A 20383-nucleotide genomic window follows, 5' to 3' on the forward strand; every position below is an offset into this window, starting at 1 on the left:
GGTCAGTCGTTGAGCAAGCGCCCGTGACGCAGCGCTTCGCGCCCCGCCACCTTGGCCAGCCAGAAACCCGCTTGGGCATAACGTAGCCGTTCAACGGCAAACAACACCCCCGAGGTGCCCGCGCAGATAATGCTGACGCGGTCTTCCAGGGGATCAATCACTTCAAAAATCGGCTCGCCACTTTCCACCCAGTCACCGGCCTTGCGCAGGTAGCTGATCACCCCGGCGTGGGGTGCAAAGAGCAATTCGGTGCCTTCGAAGGGCACGCCTTCACAGGGTTCGTGTTGCGGCGCAGGCCACTCTCCCTTGATCAGCCCCTGTTCGGCGAGAAACGCCAGGATGCCTTCGGCGTGGAAGATGGCTTCATCGCGCCCGGTGTCGGCCTGGCCGCCCAGTTCCAAGGTCGTGGCCAGGCACGCCAACGGAATCTGCGCCTCGGGGAACGCCCGGGACAAACGCAGCCAAGGCAACGAGCACGCCTCATCAAACGAGCTGCCACCGGAATCTTCCGCCAGCAGGCCGACCTTTACATTCAAATGTGCCGACAACGAGCGCCACTGAGGCCAGTGCTGGGGCAGCGCGTACATGTGCAGCGCGGCTTCGGCATCGCAATGCAGGTCGAGCACTATGTCAGCGGTACAGGCGTGACTGAGCAGGATGCGCTGCATGCCCTGCAACTGGCTGCTCGGCTCGGGCAAGGTGCTGAGCGTATCGCTCATGGCCTGGCGAATCATGCGCACGTTGGCGTGTGGGTCGTCACCCAGTTTGCCTTGCAGCAATGCGCCGACCGGCTCACTCAACTCAACGAAGTCGCGATTGAAGTTCTTGCCGCTGCCTACCTCGAAACGCCCCTGGTGGCTGCCCTGCAACAACTGGCCAAGGCCCATCGGGTTAGCCACCGGCACCAACTCGATCACGCCGTTAAGGGCGCCCTGCTGTTCCAGCTCTGTGAGGCGTTTTTTCAGCTCCCAGGCGGCGCGCATACCCGGCAACTCATCGGCATGCAGGCTGGCCTGGATATAGGCCTTGCGCTCGCCACTGCCGAAGCGGAACACGCTCAGCTGGCGCTCGCAGCCCAGGTGGCCCCAGGGCAACAGATGATCAATACGTTCCATATCAGTGCTTCCGTGGAGCCAGGTAGCTCAGCCAGCGGCGCTCGGCCAACTTGAACAGGCGCACCAGGATAAAGGTCAGGCACAGGTAGAACACACCAGCGGTGATATAGGCTTCAAACGGCAGGTAGTACTGGGCGTTCACCGTGCGCGCGGCACCGGTGATGTCGATCAGGGTCACGATGGAGGCCAGGCTGGTGGTCTGCAGCATCATGATCACTTCGTTGCTGTACTGCGGCAGCGCGCGGCGCAGGGCCGACGGCAGCAGGATCCGGCGGTACAGCTTGTAGCGCGACATGCCCATGGCCTTGGCCGCTTCGATCTCACCGTTAGGCGTGGCCTTGAGGCTGCCGGCAATGATCTCGGCAGTGTAGGCGCTGGTGTTGATCGCGAACGCCAGGCACGCACAGAACGTGGCACTGGACAGCAGCGGCCACAGGAAACTCTCGCGCACCACTTCGAACTGCGCCAGGCCGTAGTAGATCAAAAACAGCTGCACCAGCATCGGCGTGCCGCGAATCACGTAGGTGTAGAGCCAGGCCACACCATTGACGACCGGCTGCTTGGACACCCGCATCAAGCCCAGGGGCAAGGCCGCGAGCAAACCGAAGAACAGCGAGATGGCGAGCAGTTTCAGGGTGGTCAGCAAACCGCCAAGGTACAGCGGCATGGCCTCCCAGATGACGTTGTAGTCGAAGATCATAGATCAGCCGCCCTTACGCCTACCGAGTAGCGCTTCTCGAGGTAACGCAAGGCCAGCAACGACACGCTGGTGATCACCAGGTACATCGCCGCCACTGCGAGGAAGAAGGTAAAAGGCTCGCGGGTGGCATCTGCCGCCTGCTTGGCCTTGAACATCATGTCTTGCAAACCCACCACCGAAATCAGCGCGGTGGCCTTGGTCAATACCAGCCAGTTGTTGGTAAACCCGGGGATCGCCAGCCGAATCATCTGCGGCACCATCACCCGGAAAAACACCTGGAAGCTGCTCATGCCATACGCCAGGCCGGCTTCGGCCTGGCCCTTGGGAATGGCCATGAAGGCGCCACGGAAGGTTTCCGAAAGATAGGCGCCGAAGATGAAACCCAGGGTGCCGATACCGGCGGCCAAGGGGTTCAAGTCGATATAGTCGTCAAAGCCCAGTAACGGCGCGACGCGGTTAAGCAAGTCCTGGCCGCCATAGAAAATCAGCAGGATAAGCACCAGGTCGGGGATCCCGCGGATCACCGTGGAGTACAAGTCACCCAGCCAAGCCAGCCAGCGCACCGGCGACAGGCGTAACGCGACCCCAATCAGACCCAGAACAATGGCCAAGGCCATGGACGACAAGGCGAGCTGAAGCGTCAACCATGCGCCATCGAGGATAACGGCCCCGTAGCCTTTCAACATGATTCAGGTCCTCGAAAAGGGGGATGAAAAAATGGCGCAAACTTCAGGATGACTGTTGCTTGCGCCATTTCGGACAGACAGCTGCGACTATTTACTTGGCATCAGCACCGTAAATATCGAAATCGAAGTACTTGTCCTGGATTTTCTTGTATTCGCCGTTGGCGCGGATCGCGGCAATCGCTGCGTTGATACGCTCAAGGTTTTCCTTGTCGCCTTTACGCACGGCGATACCAATACCGTCGCCGAAGTATTTGGCTTCGGTGAACGACGGGCCTACAAACGCGTAGCCTTTGCCGGCGTCGGTTTTCAGGAAACCGTCCTGCAGCAAGGTAGCGTCAGCCACGGTACCGTCAAGACGACCGGCAGCCACGTCCAGGTAGATTTCGTTCTGGGTGCTGTAACCCTTGATATCCGCACCTTTTGGCGCCAGGACTTCACGGGCGAAACGGTCGTGGATGGAACCGCGCTGCACACCGATCTTCTTGCCCTTCAATTCATCCAGGCTGTCGCTGACGGTGGTGCCTTCCTTCATCACCAGGCGCGCTGGGGACAGGTAGTAGCGGGTAGTGAAGTCCACGGACTTCTTGCGGTCGTCAGTGATGGACATGGACGACAGGATTGCGTCGATCTTGCGCACTTTCAACGCTGGGATCAGGCCATCGAACTCTTGCTCGACCCAGGTGCATTTCACGTCCATCTGCTTGCACAGCGCGTTGCCGATGTCGTAGTCAAAACCGACGATGCTGCCATCCGGCGCCTTCGAGGCAAACGGAGGGTAAGCCGCTTCGATACCAATTTTCAGTGGCTTGCCTTCGGCGAAAGCCTGCATGGACAGCACGGACAGCGCCAGGGCGCCCAACAGCACGAGTTTCTTCATCTTGGGACTCCATCGGTATAGGGCAAAAACAGCAGTATGAGCCATGGCCCACGATGCGGCGAAGGTGTAACCGAATAGCGGTGCTGCGTCCTGCGCGGGCGACACCTGCGACGACGAGCGAGTGATCGGCATTCTAACGACAGCCCGGAAGTCGATATTTCCTCAATGCGACAACAATTTACAGAAGCACCGAGAACGCGGTTCCAGCCCATTGACAGCCTCTGGATTTTATGCAGAGACAAAAGATATTAAACCCATTGGTACTGCAAATTGCGGGCCTATTATTCGCAAACCCTTCTGGCACGGCAAGTGTGGCATTTAATCTTATTTATTGGGGTGTCTAAAGCGCGGTTTTTAGAGGCGCAAGCGTGGTCCATCGCCTCAAGTTTTGATGCGGGGTTACACATTTGCACCAGCCGGTAACATTCTGAAACGCCCTACAGGAAAAACCGATATTTATTGGCTTGGTGGTTGAAATGCGCTCCAAATGCGGGAGGGGGCTTGCTCCCGATAGCGGCGGGTCAGCCAGTATATTTGGCACAGACCTGATGCTATCGGGAGCAAGCCCCCTCCCACACTGGATATCTGGTGATTGTTAGATCCCGCAGAAAAGCCCCATCCGGCTTAAACCGGATGGGGCTTTATTTGACTATCCGCGCTTACGCGTCGTTCATGGTCTTGTGCGTCTCAATCAAATGCGCCACCACCCCTGGATCGGCCAGGGTGGAGATATCCCCCAACCCGTCGTATTCAGCCGTGGCGATCTTGCGCAGGATGCGCCGCATGATTTTCCCCGAACGCGTCTTCGGCAGCCCCGGCGCCCACTGGATCACATCCGGCGAAGCAATCGGGCCGATTTCCTTGCGCACCCAGTTCTTCAGTTCCAGGCGCAACTGCTCGCTCGGTTCCTCGCCACCGATCAGGGTGACGTACACATAGATGCCCTGCCCCTTGATGTCATGCGGCACACCCACCACCGCCGCCTCGGCGACTTTCGGGTGGGCGACCATGGCGCTTTCGATCTCGGCGGTGCCCATGCGATGGCCGGACACGTTCAACACGTCATCCACACGCCCGGTGATCCAGTAGTAACCATCCTCGTCACGACGGGCACCGTCACCGGTGAAGTACATGCCACGGAAGGTCTTGAAATAGGTATCGACGAAGCGGTCGTGGTCGCCGTACAGGGTACGCGCCTGGCCCGGCCACGAATCGAGGATCACCAGGTTGCCTTCGGCGGCGCCTTCGATCAGGTTGCCCAGGTTATCCACCAACGCCGGCACCACGCCAAAGAACGGGCGTGCCGCCGAACCCGGCTTGAGCGCATGGGCGCCCGGCAGCGGGCTCATCATGTTGCCGCCGGTTTCGGTCTGCCACCAGGTGTCGACGATCGGGCAACGGGATTGACCGACGTTCTTGTAGTACCAGTCCCAGGCTTCCGGGTTGATCGGCTCGCCCACCGAACCGAGCAGGCGCAGGCTGCTGCCGTCGGCGCCTTCGCAGGCGGCAGTGCCGGAGGCCATCATGGCGCGGATCGCCGTCGGAGCGGTGTAGAGGATATTGACCTTGTGCTTGTCGACAATCTTCGCCACCCGGGTGATGTCCGGGTAGTTCGGCACGCCTTCGAACAACAGGGTGGTCGCGCCATTGGCCAGCGGGCCGTAGACGATATAGGTATGGCCGGTGACCCAGCCGACATCGGCGGTGCACCAGTAGATTTCGCCCGGGCGGTAGTCGAACACCCGCTCGTGGGTCAGGGCTGCATACAGCAAGTAGCCGCCGGTGGTGTGCTGTACGCCTTTAGGCTTGCCGGTTGAGCCAGAGGTATAGAGGATGAACAGCGCTTCTTCGGCGCCCATTTCTTTGGGCGCGCACACGGTGCCCGCCACTTTCATCAGGTCTTCGTACCAGATATCGCGATGCTGGTTCCACTTGATCGCACCGTTGGTGCGCTTGCACACGATGACCTTCTGGATGCTGCTGGTTTCCGGGTTGGTCAGGGCATCGTCGACATTGGCCTTCAACGGAATCTTCTTACCGGCGCGGATGCCTTCATCGGCGGTGATCACCACTTTCGACTTACAGTCGATAATGCGACCGGCCAGCGCTTCCGGGGAAAAACCGCCAAACACCACCGAGTGGATCGCACCGATGCGGGTACAGGCCAGCATGGCGACCACGGCTTCGGGGATCATCGGCATATAGATAGTCACCACGTCGCCGCGGTGCACATCCTGGCCACGCAGGGCATTGGCGAACTTGCAGACTTCTTCATGCAGCTCGCGGTAGGTGATATTGCGGCTCTCGGCAGGGTCATCGCCCTCCCAGATGATCGCGATCTGGTCGCCACGCTCGGCGAGGTGACGATCCAGGCAATTGTAGGAAACGTTCAAGGTGCCATCGGCGAACCACTTGATGTCGACATGGTGGTCGTCGAAAGAGGTCTGCTTCACCGCGGTGAAAGGCTTGACCCAGTCAAGGCGCTTGGCTTGCTCACGCCAGAAGCCATCGGGGTTGACCACCGACTGCTGGTACATGGCCTTGTAGGTTGCCTCGTCGGTCAGCGTGTTGGCTGCTACTTCGGGGCGAACGGGGTACAGGGAAGCCGCACTCATCTTTCTTACCTCGGTGACATAGTTGTTGTTGTATGGCCCCTGTTGTAGCCGGGGTGGGCCTATAGAACCATTCGACGATGGTAGTAACAAGACCCTACAAATTGCCCTGCTATGCCGTGTTACCGCTCTGGCCCGCAGCCTGTGGCGCTTTGCGGCTGACTGAAAAAACTTTGATTGACGGATTGTTACAAAAACCGCCAAAGGTGTTTATCAAAAGCACGGGTATATGAATATAACGCGCAGGCTTAGAATCACTTCCGCCAACCAAGGCACTGTGATTAACAACGTAACAGCCCCCACGAAGGCACGTTAATCCGAACTTCCCAACTTTCAAGTTGCACACGCGGCCTCACAAGGGCCCCGTGACCCCTTTCGCCCTGAAGAAGGTAATAAAGAAATGAAAGCTCTATTAGTTATGGCCCTCAGCAGCTTGTGCGCCACCGCCGCCCTGGCCGACGAGGCCCCGACTGAGCTGGCTGGCCAGAACGCGCCGATTGTTGAGGACTACACCTATAGCACTCACTTGGATGTGGCCAAAGTAGTGTCCATGAGCAACATCCCGGAAGTATGCGAAGTTGTACCGGTGAAGATGGAATATGAAGATTCGCAAGGTCAGCGGCATATTCTTAATTATCACGTGATGGGCAATGGTTGTTCTAACGGATAACAGCGATTCAAGTTGGAAGCTTATTCGCCGCAAGAAATCGTTCTTGCGGCAAAGGCTCGATTCCTGACGCCTCCGCGATCAAACTGTGGGAGGGGCGGTGAGACGATTCGACTTGCTCCCGATAGCGGCGCCAGCCGTACCGATGCCATCCGATCTTTCAGTGAACCCAGTCCTCGTAAGACAACCCCGCTACACGACTGAATTCCCGGACGTTGTTGGTTACCAACGTACATCCCGCAGCAATTGCATGCCCGGCTATCGCCGTGTCATTTTGACCGATGATCGACCCTTGCCCAGTCAAGCTTCGCTTCACCTCAACCGTCGCGTCCACCGCTGCCAAGCCCCAAGGCAATACCTCATCGAGCCGCTTCACAAACTCATCGACTAACGTCTTGTGTTTGGGCGAAGCCTTTTTCCCAATCTGTCCATATCGCATTTCGGCATAGGTTATGGCCGAAATCACGATTCGATTGCTCCTCGCGACCTCCAATGCCAGTCGCTCAAGCACACACTCGGGCCGTTCACGCATGATGAATGAGCAAATGCAGGTATCCAGCATGTATGTCGTCACAGATTGAACCTGCCTTCATCGCCAATAACGTCCTGACGCTCCTGTAGAAAATCTTCGTCCGCCTTGGGCAGTTCACGCAACGACCCCCAGCTAGGTCGTACAGGTCGCAACGTAATCGTATCTCCGTTGCGGGTGATTTCGAGTTCGCCGACTCCCTCATAGGCCATGTCGTTTGGGAATCGAATAGCCTGGTTCTTTCCGTTTTTAAAAATCGAGACTGTGCGCATGATTCAGCTCCTACCTATGCCTGACATATGCAATGTAGAGATACGTAGAAGCCTATGCAAGACATATGGCAATTCGCCGACAATCGGAGATGTGTGCCAGTTGCTAAAAAACTTGCGGCAGCAACACCCCGTAAACTCTCACCCCGGCTTATAAAGCGTCCTTTTTGTCTCTGATCAGTGACCATCCGCCACAACACAAACCCAAATTTTTCCCTATAATGCGCGGGTAAATCGGGCCTGCAATATCCCTTTACACTGGGATGAAGAGCCAGACCTGAGGCATCCCGCGCGAGCTTGCACCTACCGCTGCGCACCTCAAGCCTCACGCAGAGCACCCGTAGCCCTATTCCGTTTAATGCGTGCGCTAGCTGCAACAAACGATTCCTTAAGATCCACCGCGGCCATTGGGCCGTGTGAACACCCAACCATCCGGTTTCACACGGGCACCTTTGAGCCCTCACGCAGGAGACGACACGTCATGCTGAGCTGGGACGAATTCGACAAAGAAGAAGAAGACGAAGTAGCCGCTAAAGGCGCCAACGCCGGCCACGCCACCGAAGCCAACATGGACCGCCTCGACGGTGCCGGCGCCGCCGCCGCCATTGAAGCCCGCGCCGTCACCGCCAGTGACTCGGCCGCCATCGTGCGCGCCAAGGCCGCCCTGGACAAACTCGACGTCGCCGAAGGCCTCGCCGAACTCGAAGGCGCCTCCGCCCGCGTCGCCGTTGACGAAAAGCGCATGATCAACTGCCGCGCCGACCTCAACCAACTCGTACCCTTCAAGTACGACTGGGCCTGGCAGAAATACCTCGACGGCTGCGCCAACCACTGGATGCCGCAAGAGGTCAACATGACCGCCGACATCGCCCTGTGGAAAACCCCCGAAGGCCTGACCGACGACGAGCGCCGCATCGTCATGCGCAATCTCGGCTTCTTCTCCACCGCCGACTCCCTGGTTGCCAACAACCTGGTGCTGGCCGTGTACCGCCTGATCACCAACCCGGAGTGCCGCCAGTACATCCTGCGCCAGGCCTTCGAAGAAGCGATCCACACCCACGCCTACCAGTACTGCATCGAATCGCTGGCCATGGATGAAGGCGAGATCTTCAACATGTACCACGAGATTCCATCGGTCGCTAAGAAAGCGGCGTGGGGCCTGAAGTACACCCGCTCGATCTCCGATCCGAAGTTCGAAACCGGCACCGTCGAGACCGACAAGGAACTGCTGCGCAACCTGGTCGCCTACTACTGCGTACTCGAAGGTATCTTCTTCTACTGCGGCTTCACCCAGATTTTGTCCATGGGCCGCCGCAACAAAATGACCGGCGTCGCCGAGCAGTTCCAGTACATCCTGCGTGACGAGTCGATGCACCTGAACTTCGGTATCGATGTGATCAACCAGATCAAAATCGAAAACCCGCACTTGTGGGATGCCGAGATGAAGGAAGAAGCGACACAGATGATCCTGCAAGGGACTCAGTTGGAGATCGAATACGCTCGCGACACCATGCCGCGCGGCGTGTTGGGCATGAACGCTGCGATGATGGAAGACTATTTGAAGTTCATCGCCAACCGTCGCCTGTCGCAGATTGGTTTGAAGGAAGAGTACCCAGGCACGACTAACCCGTTCCCGTGGATGAGCGAGATCATGGACTTGAAGAAAGAGAAGAATTTCTTTGAGACTCGGGTGATTGAGTATCAGACAGGTGGGGCGTTGAGCTGGGATTGATTTCTGAGCCAAGCAACACCATGAAGCCCTGACTTGTTCAGGGCTTTTTTATGCACGATGAATTGCCACTTTTTGAAGTACATCACATCAAGCACCTCGCCCATAAGGGTTCGGATCGCATCACCAATGCTGTAGCCTTGTGCCCCAACTGCCATCAGCGTTGTCACCGGTCGAGTGATCGGGACGCTTTCACCGAAGGGCTTTACGCCAAAATCGGAAGATTGGCACGGGAGTAGACTCCTGCTGTCACACCTGATGCATGCACAAAAAATACTAGATAGGACCGAGGCCAACCTGTGAACCCAGACATGCTCGAAGCCGGCCCCGCTGACGCCAAAGTACTTTCCGTCTTTGACTTCGACGGCACCCTCACCCACCACGACAGTTTCGTGCCCTTCCTCAAGTTTGCCTTTGGCCCTGGTGAGTTTTATGGCCGGATGGTCAAGCTGGCGGTACCGGGGCTGCGCTTTTTGGTGCGGCAGATCAGCCGGGATGAGTTGAAAGCGCAGTTGATCCGCACCTTTATGACCGGGGTGGAGAAGACGTGGGTGCAGCAAAAGGCTGAGGAGTATTGCCAGCGCAATTGGGCGCGGTTGATGCGCCCGGCTGGGGTGTTGTCGGTGGAGCAGGAGTTGGGCTCGGGGGCGGTGGTGACGCTGTGTTCGGCGTCGCCGGCGTTGGTGTTGCAGCCGTTTGCCGATCGGCTTGGGATCAAGTTGATTGGGACTGAGCTTGAGGTGGTCGACGGGGTGTTGACCGGCAAGCTCACCGGGAATAATTGCCGTTGTGAGAACAAGGTGCTGCGGCTTGAGGCGGTGTATGGGGATTTGGGCGAGTATCGGCTGCGGGCCTGGGGCGATACGCGGGGGGATAGGGAATTGCTGGCGGCGGCGCAGGATGCGCATTTTCGGCACTTTCATGCGAAGAAGAAAAAGCGGGCTCGGTTGCAGCGGTGATGCGGGTGGGTGGGATTGGCGGGTGAACCGAGGCGATCCCTTCGCAGCCTCGCTAAAGCTCGACACCTCCCACATTTGACCTGTGTAGCTCGGGAGAGCTATGTCGTAGCTTTGAGGTCCACGCCCAAGGCTGTGGCGAAGGCTTTTACCATCGGGCTTCGTGGCGCGTTGTGGCGCAGGATCAGGTTGAACGCGGTGTTCAGCTGGACCTGTTCCGGGCACAGTGCGCGCAGGCGCCCTTCCCTTACCAGTGGCGTGGCATAGTGCTCGGGCAGGAAACCGATAAAGCGGCCGGTGAGGATCAGGATGGCGACGGCTTCAACCTGGGAGGCAGAGGCTGACTGGCTGTCGTAGTTGACAAAGGTGGCCTTGTCGCGATGGATCGCATACCGATGGTTCACCACCTCATAGTGGCGCAAGACTTCGGGCGTAATATCGCTCGCAGCGAACAGCGGGTGCCCTACGGCGCAGTAGGCGTGGGCCTTTTCTTCGTAGAGCGGGAAGTAGTCGAATTCTTCGCGGCTCTGGTACACGGGGACGATGCCGACGATCAGGCGGCCTTCGACGACGCCGCGTTCAACTTCGTCCAGTTGCGAGGCATGTAGGCGTAATCTTATTTTTGGCGACTGGCGATGTAAGTTACCCAAAGCGGTAATCAGCGGGGAATTAACGTCCGAAACGGTGTTGTCAATAACGCCGACGCTAAGGTCGCCAATAAGCTCATTTTGAGCTGAACTAAGCTTGTCGCGAAAACTGTCCACCGAGGTAAATAACTCAATGGACGCTTGATACACCAACTTGCCTTCTTCGGTCAGCCCGAACCCTTCCCGGCCCCGTGTACACAGGCGCATGCCGATGCGGATTTCAAGGTCGGAGATCTGTTTGCTGATCGCCGCCAGGCCCACATTCAGCTCGTTTTGCGCGGCACTGAAACCACCGGCTTCGACCACGGCCATAAATACCCGCAGCAGTTTGAAGTCCAGCCCGCTCAGTTGCAGGGGCGGTCTAGTGCCGGGTTTGGGTGGCAGGTTTCCAGAAGTGGAAAGTGGAGTTTCCATAATACGCGTTGACCTCAAGTGCCATATTCAACAGGCTTCAACCCAATCCTTGAACATAGCCAGGCGGCGATAATGAACATAAACATCCGCCCTTGGCAACCTTGAATACGGCGCGTCAGACGCTGGTTCTGCATCGATGAAATTCTGTTGCTACTGCCTCCGACTCTTCTAAAAACAAGCGTGAGGAATACCCATGTCCCAGCCCACCGAACGCCTTTGGGGCGCTCGTTTCAAGACCGGTCCGTCTGCCGCATTGGCGGCGTTATCCCGTTGCCCCGAGCGCTATTTCCGCCTGACACCCTACGACCTGGCCGGCTCCCGTGCCCATGCCGGTGAGTTGCAGCGCGCCGGCTTGCTAGATGAGTCCGAAACTCTGCGCACGCTGGAAGTCCTGAACCGTATCGGTGATGATTTCGCCGCCGGCCGCTTGCATCCCACCCAGGATGACGAGGACGTACACACCTTTATCGAACGTGTACTGACCGAGCGCCTGGGTGCCCTGGGCGGCAAGTTGCGCGCCGGACGTTCGCGCAATGACCAGACGGCCAACGATTTGCGCCTTTTCCTACGCGACCATGCGCGCACCATCACCACCGAGGTGCTGGGCTTGCAGCAGGCGCTGGTGGAGCAGGCCGAGCAGCATATCGAGAGTATCTGCCCCGGCTTCACCCATTTGCAGCAGGCACAACCGATCGTGTTCGCCCACCACTTGCTGGCCCATGCGCAGTCAATGTTGCGGGATGTGCAGCGCCTGGTGGATTGGGATGCGCGCACGGCGTTGTCGCCCCTCGGTGCAGCGGCGATGGCAGGGTCAGCGATTGCCCGCCAACCGGAGCATTCGGCCAAGGAAATGGGCTACATCGGGCCGTGCGAAAACTCCATCGACGCGGTCGCCAGCCGTGACCATGTGGCGGAATTCCTGTTTGTGGCGGGCATGCTCGGGGTGAATATTTCGCGGCTGTCGGAGGAGTTCTGCCTGTGGTCATCGCGCCAGTTTCGCTGGGTGGTGCTGGACGATGCCTACGCTACCGGCAGTTCGATCATGCCGCAGAAGAAGAACCCGGATATTGCCGAGTTGGCGCGAGGCAAGGCTGGGCGCTTGATTGGCAACCTGACCGGGTTGATGTCGACGCTTAAATCCTTGCCGCTGTCGTACAACCGCGATTTGAGTGAAGACAAGCACAGCGTGTTGGACAGCGTGGATACCTTGCTGCTGGTGTTGCCGGCGATGGCCGGGATGGTGGCGACCATGAAGGTGCAGGTGGAGGAGCTGCGGCGCCAGGCGCCCATGGGCTTTACCTTGGCGACGGAAGTGGCGGATTGGTTGGCGACCCGTGGCGTGCCGTTCAAGGAGGCGCACGAGATTACCGGCGCCATGGTGCAAGCTTGTGAGAAGCATGAAATTGAGTTGTGGGAAGCCTCACCGGCGATGTTGGCTGAGGTAGATGCGCGGCTCACGCCCGAAGTGCGCGACTGCTTGACCCTGGAAGCGGCGATTGCGGCGCGCAGTGGCTGGGGTGGGACGGCGCCGGAGCGGGTTCGCGAGCAGATTGGGCGGTTGAAGATGGCGTTGGCGGCTCAGCAAAAATGGGCCGACACCTACACTGGTTTCAGAATTTGAACGCGCTCACCTTGTAGGAGCGAGCTTGCTCGCGAAGAACCCGAAAATAATGCGGGGCGTCAGGTTTCCCGCGTTAGCGTTGAAGATTTTCGCGAGCAAGCTCGCTCCTACAGTGGGCGGTTGTGTACAGCCTTTGGAGTAGAACCATGAACCAAACCCCGGCCGAGCGCTTGGAAATAGAGCGCAAGTTGTCCGAGAACCAGTTCGATATCACCCAGTACGAACACGTACCGCGGCGTTATTACGGGCGAATGTTTTTTGCCACGTTGATCGTGATCGCGTTGGCCGCGCTCTTACGCGCATTCGCCAACGGCCAGATCGAATGGTCCTACATCGGGCAGTTTCTGACGTCTGAGGCGATCCTGTGGGGCTTGGCCAATACCATCATCATGTCGATCCTGGCGATGGCGCTGGGCGTGGTGATCGGCGTGATCACGGCGATCATGCGCATGTCGGCCAACCCGATCCTGCGCTACGTGGCTATCGCCTACACCTGGCTGTTTCGCGGCACACCGCTGATTCTGCAGCTGTTGCTGTGGTTCAACCTGGCGCTGATTTTCCCGGTGATCGCGATTCCCGGCCTGTTCAGCATCGACACCGTCGACCTGATGACGCCGTTCGTGGCCGCCCTGCTCGGCCTGAGTATCAACCAGGGCGCGTATACAGCCGAGGTGGTGCGCGCCGGTTTGCTGTCGGTGGATACCGGACAGTACGAAGCCGCCAAGTCCATCGGCATGCCGAGCCTGCAGGCGCTGCGTAGGATCATTCTGCCGCAGGCCATGCGGGTGATCATTCCGCCGGTAGGCAACGAGTTCATCAGCATGGTGAAAATGACCAGCCTGGCCAGCGTGATCCAGTATTCGGAGCTGCTGCACAATGCGCAAAACATCTACTACGCCAACGCGCGGGTCATGGAGCTGCTGATCGTGGCGGGCATCTGGTATCTGGCGGTGGTGACCGTTCTTTCATTTGGTCAAAGCCGCCTCGAGCGTCGTTTTGCCCGCGGCGCCGGCAAGCGTTCGTAAGCCTGGGTTGAGGAGATTTGCCCCATGAGAAGCATCGTCAAGGCCGTCAACCTGAACAAGTATTACGACCAGTATCACGCGCTGCGCGACATCAATATCGAGGTCGAGCAGGGCGAGGTGATGTGCATCATCGGTCCATCCGGCTCGGGTAAAAGCACGTTGCTGCGCTGCGTCAACCAGTTGGAAAAAATCGACAAGGGCGGTCTGTGGGTCGATGGCGAGCTGGTCGGTTACCGGGTGGTCGGCAACAAGCTGCATGAGATGAATGAAGTGCAGATTGCCCGCCAGCGCCTGGCGACCGGCATGGTGTTCCAGCGCTTCAATTTGTTCCCGCACATGACCGTGTTGCAGAACATCATCGAAGGCCCGTGCCAGGTGCTCAAGCGCTCGCCCAAGGAAGCCATCGAGGATGCCCTGGAGCTGCTGGCTCGCGTCGGCCTGGCGGACAAGCGCAACGCCTACCCGGTGGAGTTGTCCGGCGGGCAGCAGCAACGCGTGGCGATTGCCCGTGCGCTGGCGATGCGCCCCAAGCTGATGTTGTTTGACGAGCCCACGTCAGCCCTCGACCCGGAACTGGTAGGCGAAGTGCTGTCGGTGATGCGCGACTTGGCTACCACTGGCATGACCATGATCGTGGTCACCCATGAGCTGGGCTTTGCCCGCGAAGTCTCCAACCGCATGGTGTTTATGGATGCCGGCCAGATTGTGGAAGCCGGCAGCCCCGAAGAAATTCTAATAAGCCCACAAAACCCGCGTACCCAAAGCTTTATTTCTGCCGTTCGCACTTAACTAAAAAACTAACGAGAACGCCCCCATGAAAAAATTGTTTATCCCAACCTTGCTCGCAGGCCTGATGGCTTCCTCGTGTGTATTCGCGGCATTGCCGGCGGCAATCAAGGGCAAGGGTGAGATCAGCGCGGCCATCGTGCCGAACTACCCGCCGATGGATTTCAAGGACCCGGCCACCAACAAGCTCACCGGTCTCGACTTTGACCTGGGCAACGCTCTCGCCGAGCGCTTGGGCGTGAAGATCAAGTGGCAGGAAACCGGCTTCGAGCAGATGCTCAGCGGTCTGACCACCAAGCGTGTGGACATCGTGTTATCGGGCATGACCGACACCGCCGAACGCCAGAAGGCGGTGACCTTCATCGACTACTTCACCAGCGGCCCGCAGCTCTACACATTGGCCAAACGTGAAGACCTCAAGGAACTGACCGACCTGTGCGGTAAAAAGGTCGGCACCAGCCGCCGTACGACCTGGCCGTCGGAAATTACCGCGTGGAGCAAGGCAAACTGCGAAGCAGCAGGTAAGCCGGCGATCGTGGTGATCGGCACTGAAGGCTCGGCGGATGCGCGGGCGCAGTTGCAGCAGAACCGCTTGGATGCGGCGATGCAGGGCAGCGAGACCATTCCTTATCTGATGTCACTGGATAAGGGTAAGTACAAGCCGGTGGGACAGGCGATTTCCAAGCAATTCACTGGGCTTGGGATTGAGAAGAGCAATACCGAGTTGGTCACGGCGATCAGTGAGGCGTTGCAGGGGATGATTGACGATGGGACCTACGGCAAGATCTTGAAGAAGTGGGATCTGGAGCAGGGTGCGGTGGAAAAAATCACCATCAATTCTGGTCAGTAAAACCAAGGTCTAAAAAATGTGGGAAGGGCTTGCTCCCGATAGCAATGGTTCAGTCACCTGATGTTTGTCTGATGTATCGCCATCGGGAGCAAGCCCCCCACATTTGACCTGTGTTGTCTTTAAGTAATAACTAGGACGCTCTCCCCCATCGTGGCCACCTATTCCCTGGTAATCCGCCGCCTGATGATCTGCTCGGTGACTATCGTGGTCAGCCGCGCCATGACCAGCCCGTTGCTGGCCCTCTGGCTGAGCACACGCCTGGGCCTCGACCAGCAGGACATCGGCCTGTTGATGGGCACCGCCGTGTTCATCGCCACGTTGCTGGGTTTGTACGGCGGCTACATCATCGACCGCCTGGAAAAGCGCAAGCTGCTGATCCTGGCCATGCTCTCCAGCTCCATCGGTTTTCTATTGCTGACCTTTGCCAGCAACCTCTACCTCACCACCCTGACCCTGGTGATCACTGAAGCCGCATCGGCGCTGTTCCTGATCGGCTCCAAGGCGATCATCAGCGAGAACCTGCCGGTGGGCGAACGCGCCAAGGTGTTTTCCCTGCGCTATACCCTGACCAATGTCGGCTACGCAACCGGCCCGATGCTGGGTGTGGTGATCGCCGGCCAATTACCCTGGGCGCCGTTCCTGATCGCCAGCGCCATTGCCTTTGGCAGCCTGTTCCTGATGATCGGCATTGCACCGACCCAGCGGGATGACAGCCATAAACCCCAGAGTTTCCTCAGCACCCTACGCACCTTGCGAAGCGACCGCACGCTGATCCTATTTACCAGCGGCAGCCTGTTGAGCACCATTGTCCACGGGCGCTACACCCTGTATCTGTCGCAGTTTTTGCTGGTGGCCTACAAACCTGAGCAGGCGTTGAAAATTCTGTCTGCGGTGCTGGCCTGCAACGCGATCACGGTGATTTTGATGCAGTACCAGATCGGCCGGTTCCTCAAGCGTGAGCAGTTGCGCCATTGGATCGTGCTGGGCACCTTGCTGTTTATCGGCGGATTGATGGGGTTCAGCCAGGCCGACAGCCTGGTCACCTGGTGCCTGGCGATGTTCGTGTTCACCTTGGGTGAGATGATCATCTACCCTTCTGAATTTCTATTTATCGACACCATCGCGCCGGATGCACTACGGGGCAGTTACTACGGCGCGCAGAACCTGGCAGCGTTTGGTGGAGCGATGAGCCCGGTGATTTGTGGCTATTTGCTGATCAACGCTGCGCCGACCAGTATGTTCTATGCCCTGGCCGCCCTCACCGCCGTGGGCGGCACCCTGTGTTTCTTGAGTGGCCGACGCGTGGCAGGTTCTTGCTGATATTTAGCTAGGATCCCGCTATTAATAGCGAAACTTCTCACGGACCCGAGCCCATGAAATTCGACACGGCCTACAGCCTGAGTCTCGATGACAAGCTGTCGATCTATGACGTTCGAGACCTGAACTTCGACGAAACCGCCGATTTCGACTCCGACAAGGACAGCTTCCTCTGCCCCAACGACGCCTGCCGCGCCGCGTTCGATGCGAACAATGTGTTGAGTACCTTCAACGCCAAGAACGTCAACTACCAGCGCACGCCGCACTTCAAGAACAAACCCGGCACCCGGCATATCGACGGTTGCCGCTATGCCAGCAACCAAAAGACCGCCACCGGCGAAAATGACGACGAGCGCGAGGACAATTTCCCATCGGAATTTGTGCTGACACGCCGTCAGTACGAACGTAGGACAGCTGTTGTCGACACCGATGCAAACGTCTCTCCAGAACCAACGAAAGCGCCTTCAAACTGCATGATGACTGGCCATGGCAACAGCGACACAACGCCGGACAAAACCAGCGTATTCGCCCACCCGGTGGAGTGCTATGTATCGAACATCGATGACAAGGACAAGCTCAAGGCCATGCCCTTGAAGATCGGTGAGCACACGGCGACCTACTGGGCGTTTTTCAAGAAGATCGAATATCTGCAAGATAACAAGGGCCTGATCTATTGGGGCAAGATCAAGGAAATCAGAGACTACACCAGCAGCTTTCGCATCGATTTCGAGAAGAAGGTGTGGCTCGACAAGAAACCTTATTCGGTCAACGTCTACCTGAGCAAAAAGCTCATCGAGGGCTATCGCAAGCGCAGCGCATTCCTGGAGCAGATCAAGGCGGCGGCCAGCAGCGAACGGCCGCTGTATTGTTTCTTCTACGGGGTTACGCCGCAACTCAAGCAGATACCCAGCAAGAAAAACCCCGAGCAAACGTTCGGGGTATTCAGTGCGAATATCGAGAACCTGGATCACTTGATCATCCGGGAGGCGCCAGGGCTGGAGTGACGGCGGCTGGAAGGCCTGCGAAATCGTCCAGATGATGAGCGGTACAAACAACTGTACAAAAACACAGTATAGTTGCGCCTCAACCGTCGAACCTGGAGAACCCCCATGTCCTCTCTGGCAATGAGCTCTTTCGTAGAACAACAGATCGTGCTGCACCAATTCACCGCTAAACACTGCGCGCAGGCCCGCGTCATGCTGGGCTGGAGCCGCGAAGAACTGGCTCGCCAGGCGGGCGTGGCGGTGGCGGCGATTCAACAATTGGAAAGCCACGGCGACGTCGACGATCAAACCCGTTTGATCCTGGCGTTTCGCCTCGAGGCTGAAGGGCTGGTATTTTTCCCGGGGTTCGCGCCGGGGTGGGGCATGACTGCGCGCCGGTTCGACACTCCAGCAGTCGAACCCACAACCCCAGGCCTCATGTCTCGGTTGCTGGGCACAACAACGGCAACAATTGACTCAGTAACGCCTCAACCGAATGGTGCGTAGAGTCGAGCCGCAGCACCGGACAACGCAATGGTTTCAACCAGGTTTCGTGCCGGCGCAGGCTACGTAGGCTGTGATTGCCGGCATCGTAACGTGCCGCCCAGGCGAGGAATGCGACGCTGTTTTGGTGACGGCTGCCACCTTCCAGGATCTGCTCGCCGTAGCGCTCCACCTCACGCAGGCGCAAGCGGTGCAGGCGCACTTCAGGGTCCAGGCGCAGGAACACTACGTGAGTGAACTGCGGGATCATGGCGTCGCCCCAGCCGCACAAAGAGCCAGACAGCACCCAGCTTTCATGGCCGGCAATGTGTTCCTGCAGTAGCTGAATGCGTTCGTCCCGGGGTCGGGCGATGGTGAAGGGTTCCGGAGTTTGCTGCCAGTAATAGAAATCCGAGTCGAAATAGGCAATATTCAAATGTTCAGCCAGGGCCTTGCCTAAAGTACTAGTGCCGGCTCCCGCAGCGCCGAGGATGTGGATTCTGTAACTGTCCATGGCTTTCCCCCCTGGCATGGAGTGTAGCCCGTGGCCGCGTCATGCCTGCGATGGCGAGATGGAGAAATTGAAGTTACCCCTTAGGCAACCTCTGCGGGCATCAGCCAGCAGAGGTTGATTCAAACTCACGCGTCAGTGGCGGAGACCTCAACCGTTTCATCTGCGCCTGTCGGGGCCGGCGTGAAGGGAGCCCCTGGCAGAAACGCCGGTTTCTGGATCGCTTGCGAGGCTAGCTCATAACCATAGGCGACTGAAAGCAAGGTGGCTTCGCTGTTGCCCGAACCATAAAAGTAGAGTGCGGTCGGCATGCCTTCATCATCCATTCCAGACGGAACCGACAGGCCTGGATAGCCGGCTGCCGCACTGAAGAAATAATTATGGGATAGGAAGTTCGACACCATGGCGTCGAGTTTGTGTTCCTTTATTGGATCGTCGACGGTTTTCTGAAAGATGGGAAGGATCTCCTCCCACAACTTGTCGCGCTGTTCCTGAGTCGTTTCCAGGCTGTTGATCAGCTCCAACAGCTTCTGGTCAGGCTCACCCGGCTGCTGGTTGCGCTTGATAAAAGCAACCAGCTCCGAAAGTGATTTGACCGGCAAACCTTCTCGCCCAGCCAGATAGTCTTCCAGTTGTTGCTTGACCTCTGCGAACAACACTTCGGTGTAACGCTCGTAGGTCTCATCAGCGACTGCCTCCTCCAACGGCCTCACCGGTACCAGGATCGCACCTTGGTCCTTCAACACATCGAGCGCCTTTTCGTAATGCTTGCGATCTGCGCGTTTGGCCGGGTTCTTGGCCTCCTCCTCGGACAATTCAGGCAAAGGCGTGTAGCCAATTCGCTTACCTTTCAGGGAGTCGGCATGCAGGCCATCGGTATAGGCATTGGTGCCGGTCATTGCGTTGAGGGCTTCTGCCGCATCACAGACATTACGGGTGAAAGTACCGATCGCATCCATGCGTGTACTGGTCATGACGCCATCGGTGCTGAGCAGTCCTACCGTAGTTTTCAGGCCAAAAACGCCGTTGTAGGCTGCTGGGCTGATAATCGACCCGTTGGTTTCCAACCCCAAGGCCAAAGGCACATGCCCTTGGGCAACCGCCACTGCCGAGCCCGAACTCGACCCTGCCACCTGCCCTCCCAGGCGATGCGGGTTCAGGGTCTGGCCGCCGCGGGAACTCCAACCATCTGCTGGTGATTGAGAGCGAAAGTTGGATAATTCACTCATATTGGTTTTACCCACAATCACCACCCCAGCCTTCAACAAATTGTCGACAACCTTGGCGTTTCTAGTGGCAGGCGCTCCAACCAAGGCCGTCGAGCCTGCGCTGGTCTGCATGCGATCATTGGTTTCAAATACATCCTTGAGCGCTATCGGTACGCCGTGCAAATGCCCACGCACGTGGCCGTTGGCACGCTCCTGATCACGTGCCTTGGCCTCACGGAGGGCGTCCGGGTTTGTTTCCAAAAACGCATTGCCGCCTTGTAGCCCACGATCAATGTTGGCAATTTGCTTGAGCGAGTCCTTCAACAGCGACTGCGCGGTGACACCGCTTCCCTGGGCCATTTCCACTGACATTTGACAGGCGCTCTTAAAGCCTTGCG

20 protein-coding genes and 1 pseudogene are annotated in these 20383 nt (G+C 58.1%); 11 read left to right on the forward strand and 10 right to left on the reverse strand.

The features are described from left to right. Window positions 1-2: 2 nt before the first annotated feature. The 5 genes from QYQ93_RS22400 to acs all read right to left on the reverse strand — a co-directional run bounded on the left by QYQ93_RS22400 (window position 3) and on the right by acs (window position 5993). On the reverse strand, window positions 3-1115 hold the full coding sequence (locus tag QYQ93_RS22400; protein WP_043050342.1) for a succinylglutamate desuccinylase/aspartoacylase family protein: 1113 nt from the start codon (window positions 1113-1115) through the stop codon (window positions 3-5). A gap of 1 nt (window position 1116) precedes the next feature. Next, window positions 1117-1815 (reverse strand): ABC transporter permease, encoded by a 699-nt coding sequence (locus QYQ93_RS22405; protein ID WP_005790641.1) that lies wholly within the window; start codon window positions 1813-1815, stop codon window positions 1117-1119. Next, window positions 1812-2501 (reverse strand): ABC transporter permease, encoded by a 690-nt coding sequence (locus tag QYQ93_RS22410; protein WP_003193627.1) that lies wholly within the window; start codon window positions 2499-2501, stop codon window positions 1812-1814. The genes QYQ93_RS22405 and QYQ93_RS22410 overlap by 4 nt, the downstream gene beginning before the upstream one ends. 91 nt (window positions 2502-2592) lie before the next feature. Continuing rightward, the gene (locus QYQ93_RS22415; RefSeq protein ID WP_043050341.1) at window positions 2593-3378 is read right to left on the reverse strand and encodes an ABC transporter substrate-binding protein; all 786 of its coding nucleotides are present in this window, start codon (window positions 3376-3378) and stop codon (window positions 2593-2595) included. Window positions 3379-4037: 659 nt separating this feature from the next. Further along, window positions 4038-5993: an acetate--CoA ligase gene (gene acs, locus QYQ93_RS22420; RefSeq protein WP_338475503.1), complete on the reverse strand. Its 1956-nt coding sequence runs from the start codon at window positions 5991-5993 to the stop codon at window positions 4038-4040. Window positions 5994-6390: 397 nt separating this feature from the next. On the opposite strand from acs, the gene QYQ93_RS22425 reads away from it, so the two are divergent. Next, the gene (locus tag QYQ93_RS22425) at window positions 6391-6660 is read left to right on the forward strand and encodes a DUF2790 domain-containing protein (protein WP_043050339.1); all 270 of its coding nucleotides are present in this window, start codon (window positions 6391-6393) and stop codon (window positions 6658-6660) included. Window positions 6661-6817: 157 nt separating this feature from the next. Here QYQ93_RS22425 and QYQ93_RS22430 read toward each other — a convergent pair whose 3' ends face one another. Next, the gene (locus QYQ93_RS22430) at window positions 6818-7231 is read right to left on the reverse strand and encodes a type II toxin-antitoxin system VapC family toxin (RefSeq protein ID WP_043050338.1); all 414 of its coding nucleotides are present in this window, start codon (window positions 7229-7231) and stop codon (window positions 6818-6820) included. Next, the gene (gene vapB / locus QYQ93_RS22435; RefSeq protein ID WP_043050337.1) at window positions 7228-7458 is read right to left on the reverse strand and encodes a type II toxin-antitoxin system VapB family antitoxin; all 231 of its coding nucleotides are present in this window, start codon (window positions 7456-7458) and stop codon (window positions 7228-7230) included. The genes QYQ93_RS22430 and vapB overlap by 4 nt, the downstream gene beginning before the upstream one ends. A gap of 478 nt (window positions 7459-7936) precedes the next feature. Between vapB and QYQ93_RS22440 the strand changes: the two genes are divergently transcribed. The 3 genes and pseudogenes from QYQ93_RS22440 (at window position 7937) to QYQ93_RS22450 (ending at window position 10143) form a co-directional block, all read left to right on the forward strand. Next, window positions 7937-9187, forward strand: a complete 1251-nt coding sequence (locus QYQ93_RS22440; protein WP_338475504.1) for a ribonucleotide-diphosphate reductase subunit beta — start codon at window positions 7937-7939, stop codon at window positions 9185-9187. A 47-nt stretch (window positions 9188-9234) separates the two neighbouring features. After that, window positions 9235-9423, forward strand: a pseudogene (locus QYQ93_RS22445) (HNH endonuclease); the annotation flags it as partial. Between the two features lie 72 nt (window positions 9424-9495). After that, window positions 9496-10143, forward strand: coding sequence for an HAD-IB family hydrolase (locus QYQ93_RS22450; RefSeq protein ID WP_034128477.1), 648 nt, complete (start codon window positions 9496-9498; stop codon window positions 10141-10143). A 98-nt stretch (window positions 10144-10241) separates the two neighbouring features. Here QYQ93_RS22450 and QYQ93_RS22455 read toward each other — a convergent pair whose 3' ends face one another. Next, a complete protein-coding gene (locus tag QYQ93_RS22455; protein ID WP_338475505.1) occupies window positions 10242-11201 on the reverse strand; it encodes a LysR family transcriptional regulator in 960 nt (319 codons plus the stop codon). A gap of 193 nt (window positions 11202-11394) precedes the next feature. Here QYQ93_RS22455 and argH point away from each other — a divergent pair, with 193 nt between their 5' ends. From argH to QYQ93_RS22495, 7 genes are all read left to right on the forward strand, one after another. Beyond that, a complete protein-coding gene (argH, locus tag QYQ93_RS22460; RefSeq protein WP_338475506.1) occupies window positions 11395-12822 on the forward strand; it encodes an argininosuccinate lyase in 1428 nt (475 codons plus the stop codon). 146 nt (window positions 12823-12968) lie between these two features. Beyond that, entirely contained in the window at window positions 12969-13847 is an 879-nt protein-coding gene (locus QYQ93_RS22470) for an amino acid ABC transporter permease (RefSeq protein ID WP_338475507.1), read from the forward strand. 24 nt (window positions 13848-13871) lie between these two features. Then, a complete protein-coding gene (locus tag QYQ93_RS22475; protein ID WP_034108897.1) occupies window positions 13872-14636 on the forward strand; it encodes an amino acid ABC transporter ATP-binding protein in 765 nt (254 codons plus the stop codon). Window positions 14637-14661: 25 nt separating this feature from the next. After that, window positions 14662-15483 (forward strand): ABC transporter substrate-binding protein, encoded by an 822-nt coding sequence (locus tag QYQ93_RS22480; protein ID WP_043051154.1) that lies wholly within the window; start codon window positions 14662-14664, stop codon window positions 15481-15483. 150 nt (window positions 15484-15633) lie between these two features. Next, window positions 15634-16803 carry an MFS transporter gene (locus QYQ93_RS22485; protein WP_043051153.1) on the forward strand — a complete coding sequence of 390 codons (1170 nt, stop codon included), beginning with the start codon at window positions 15634-15636 and terminating at the stop codon, window positions 16801-16803. Window positions 16804-16856: 53 nt separating this feature from the next. Then, window positions 16857-17804 carry a hypothetical protein gene (locus tag QYQ93_RS22490; RefSeq protein ID WP_338475508.1) on the forward strand — a complete coding sequence of 316 codons (948 nt, stop codon included), beginning with the start codon at window positions 16857-16859 and terminating at the stop codon, window positions 17802-17804. A gap of 105 nt (window positions 17805-17909) precedes the next feature. Beyond that, window positions 17910-18290 carry a helix-turn-helix domain-containing protein gene (locus tag QYQ93_RS22495; protein ID WP_043051151.1) on the forward strand — a complete coding sequence of 127 codons (381 nt, stop codon included), beginning with the start codon at window positions 17910-17912 and terminating at the stop codon, window positions 18288-18290. On the opposite strand, the gene QYQ93_RS22500 is transcribed toward QYQ93_RS22495, so the two are convergent. Together QYQ93_RS22500 and QYQ93_RS22505 are read right to left on the reverse strand one after the other, a co-directional pair. Further along, a complete protein-coding gene (locus tag QYQ93_RS22500) occupies window positions 18220-18780 on the reverse strand; it encodes an AAA family ATPase (RefSeq protein ID WP_043051150.1) in 561 nt (186 codons plus the stop codon). The two genes, QYQ93_RS22495 and QYQ93_RS22500, sit on opposite strands and share 71 nt — an antisense overlap. Before the next feature lie 125 nt (window positions 18781-18905). Further along, window positions 18906-20357 (reverse strand): amidase family protein, encoded by a 1452-nt coding sequence (locus tag QYQ93_RS22505; RefSeq protein WP_422394057.1) that lies wholly within the window; start codon window positions 20355-20357, stop codon window positions 18906-18908. Window positions 20358-20383: the final 26 nt, after the last annotated feature.

It is taken from the genome of Pseudomonas khavaziana, from assembly GCF_036704165.1.
Classification (GTDB): Bacteria; Pseudomonadota; Gammaproteobacteria; order Pseudomonadales; family Pseudomonadaceae; genus Aquipseudomonas; species Aquipseudomonas khavaziana.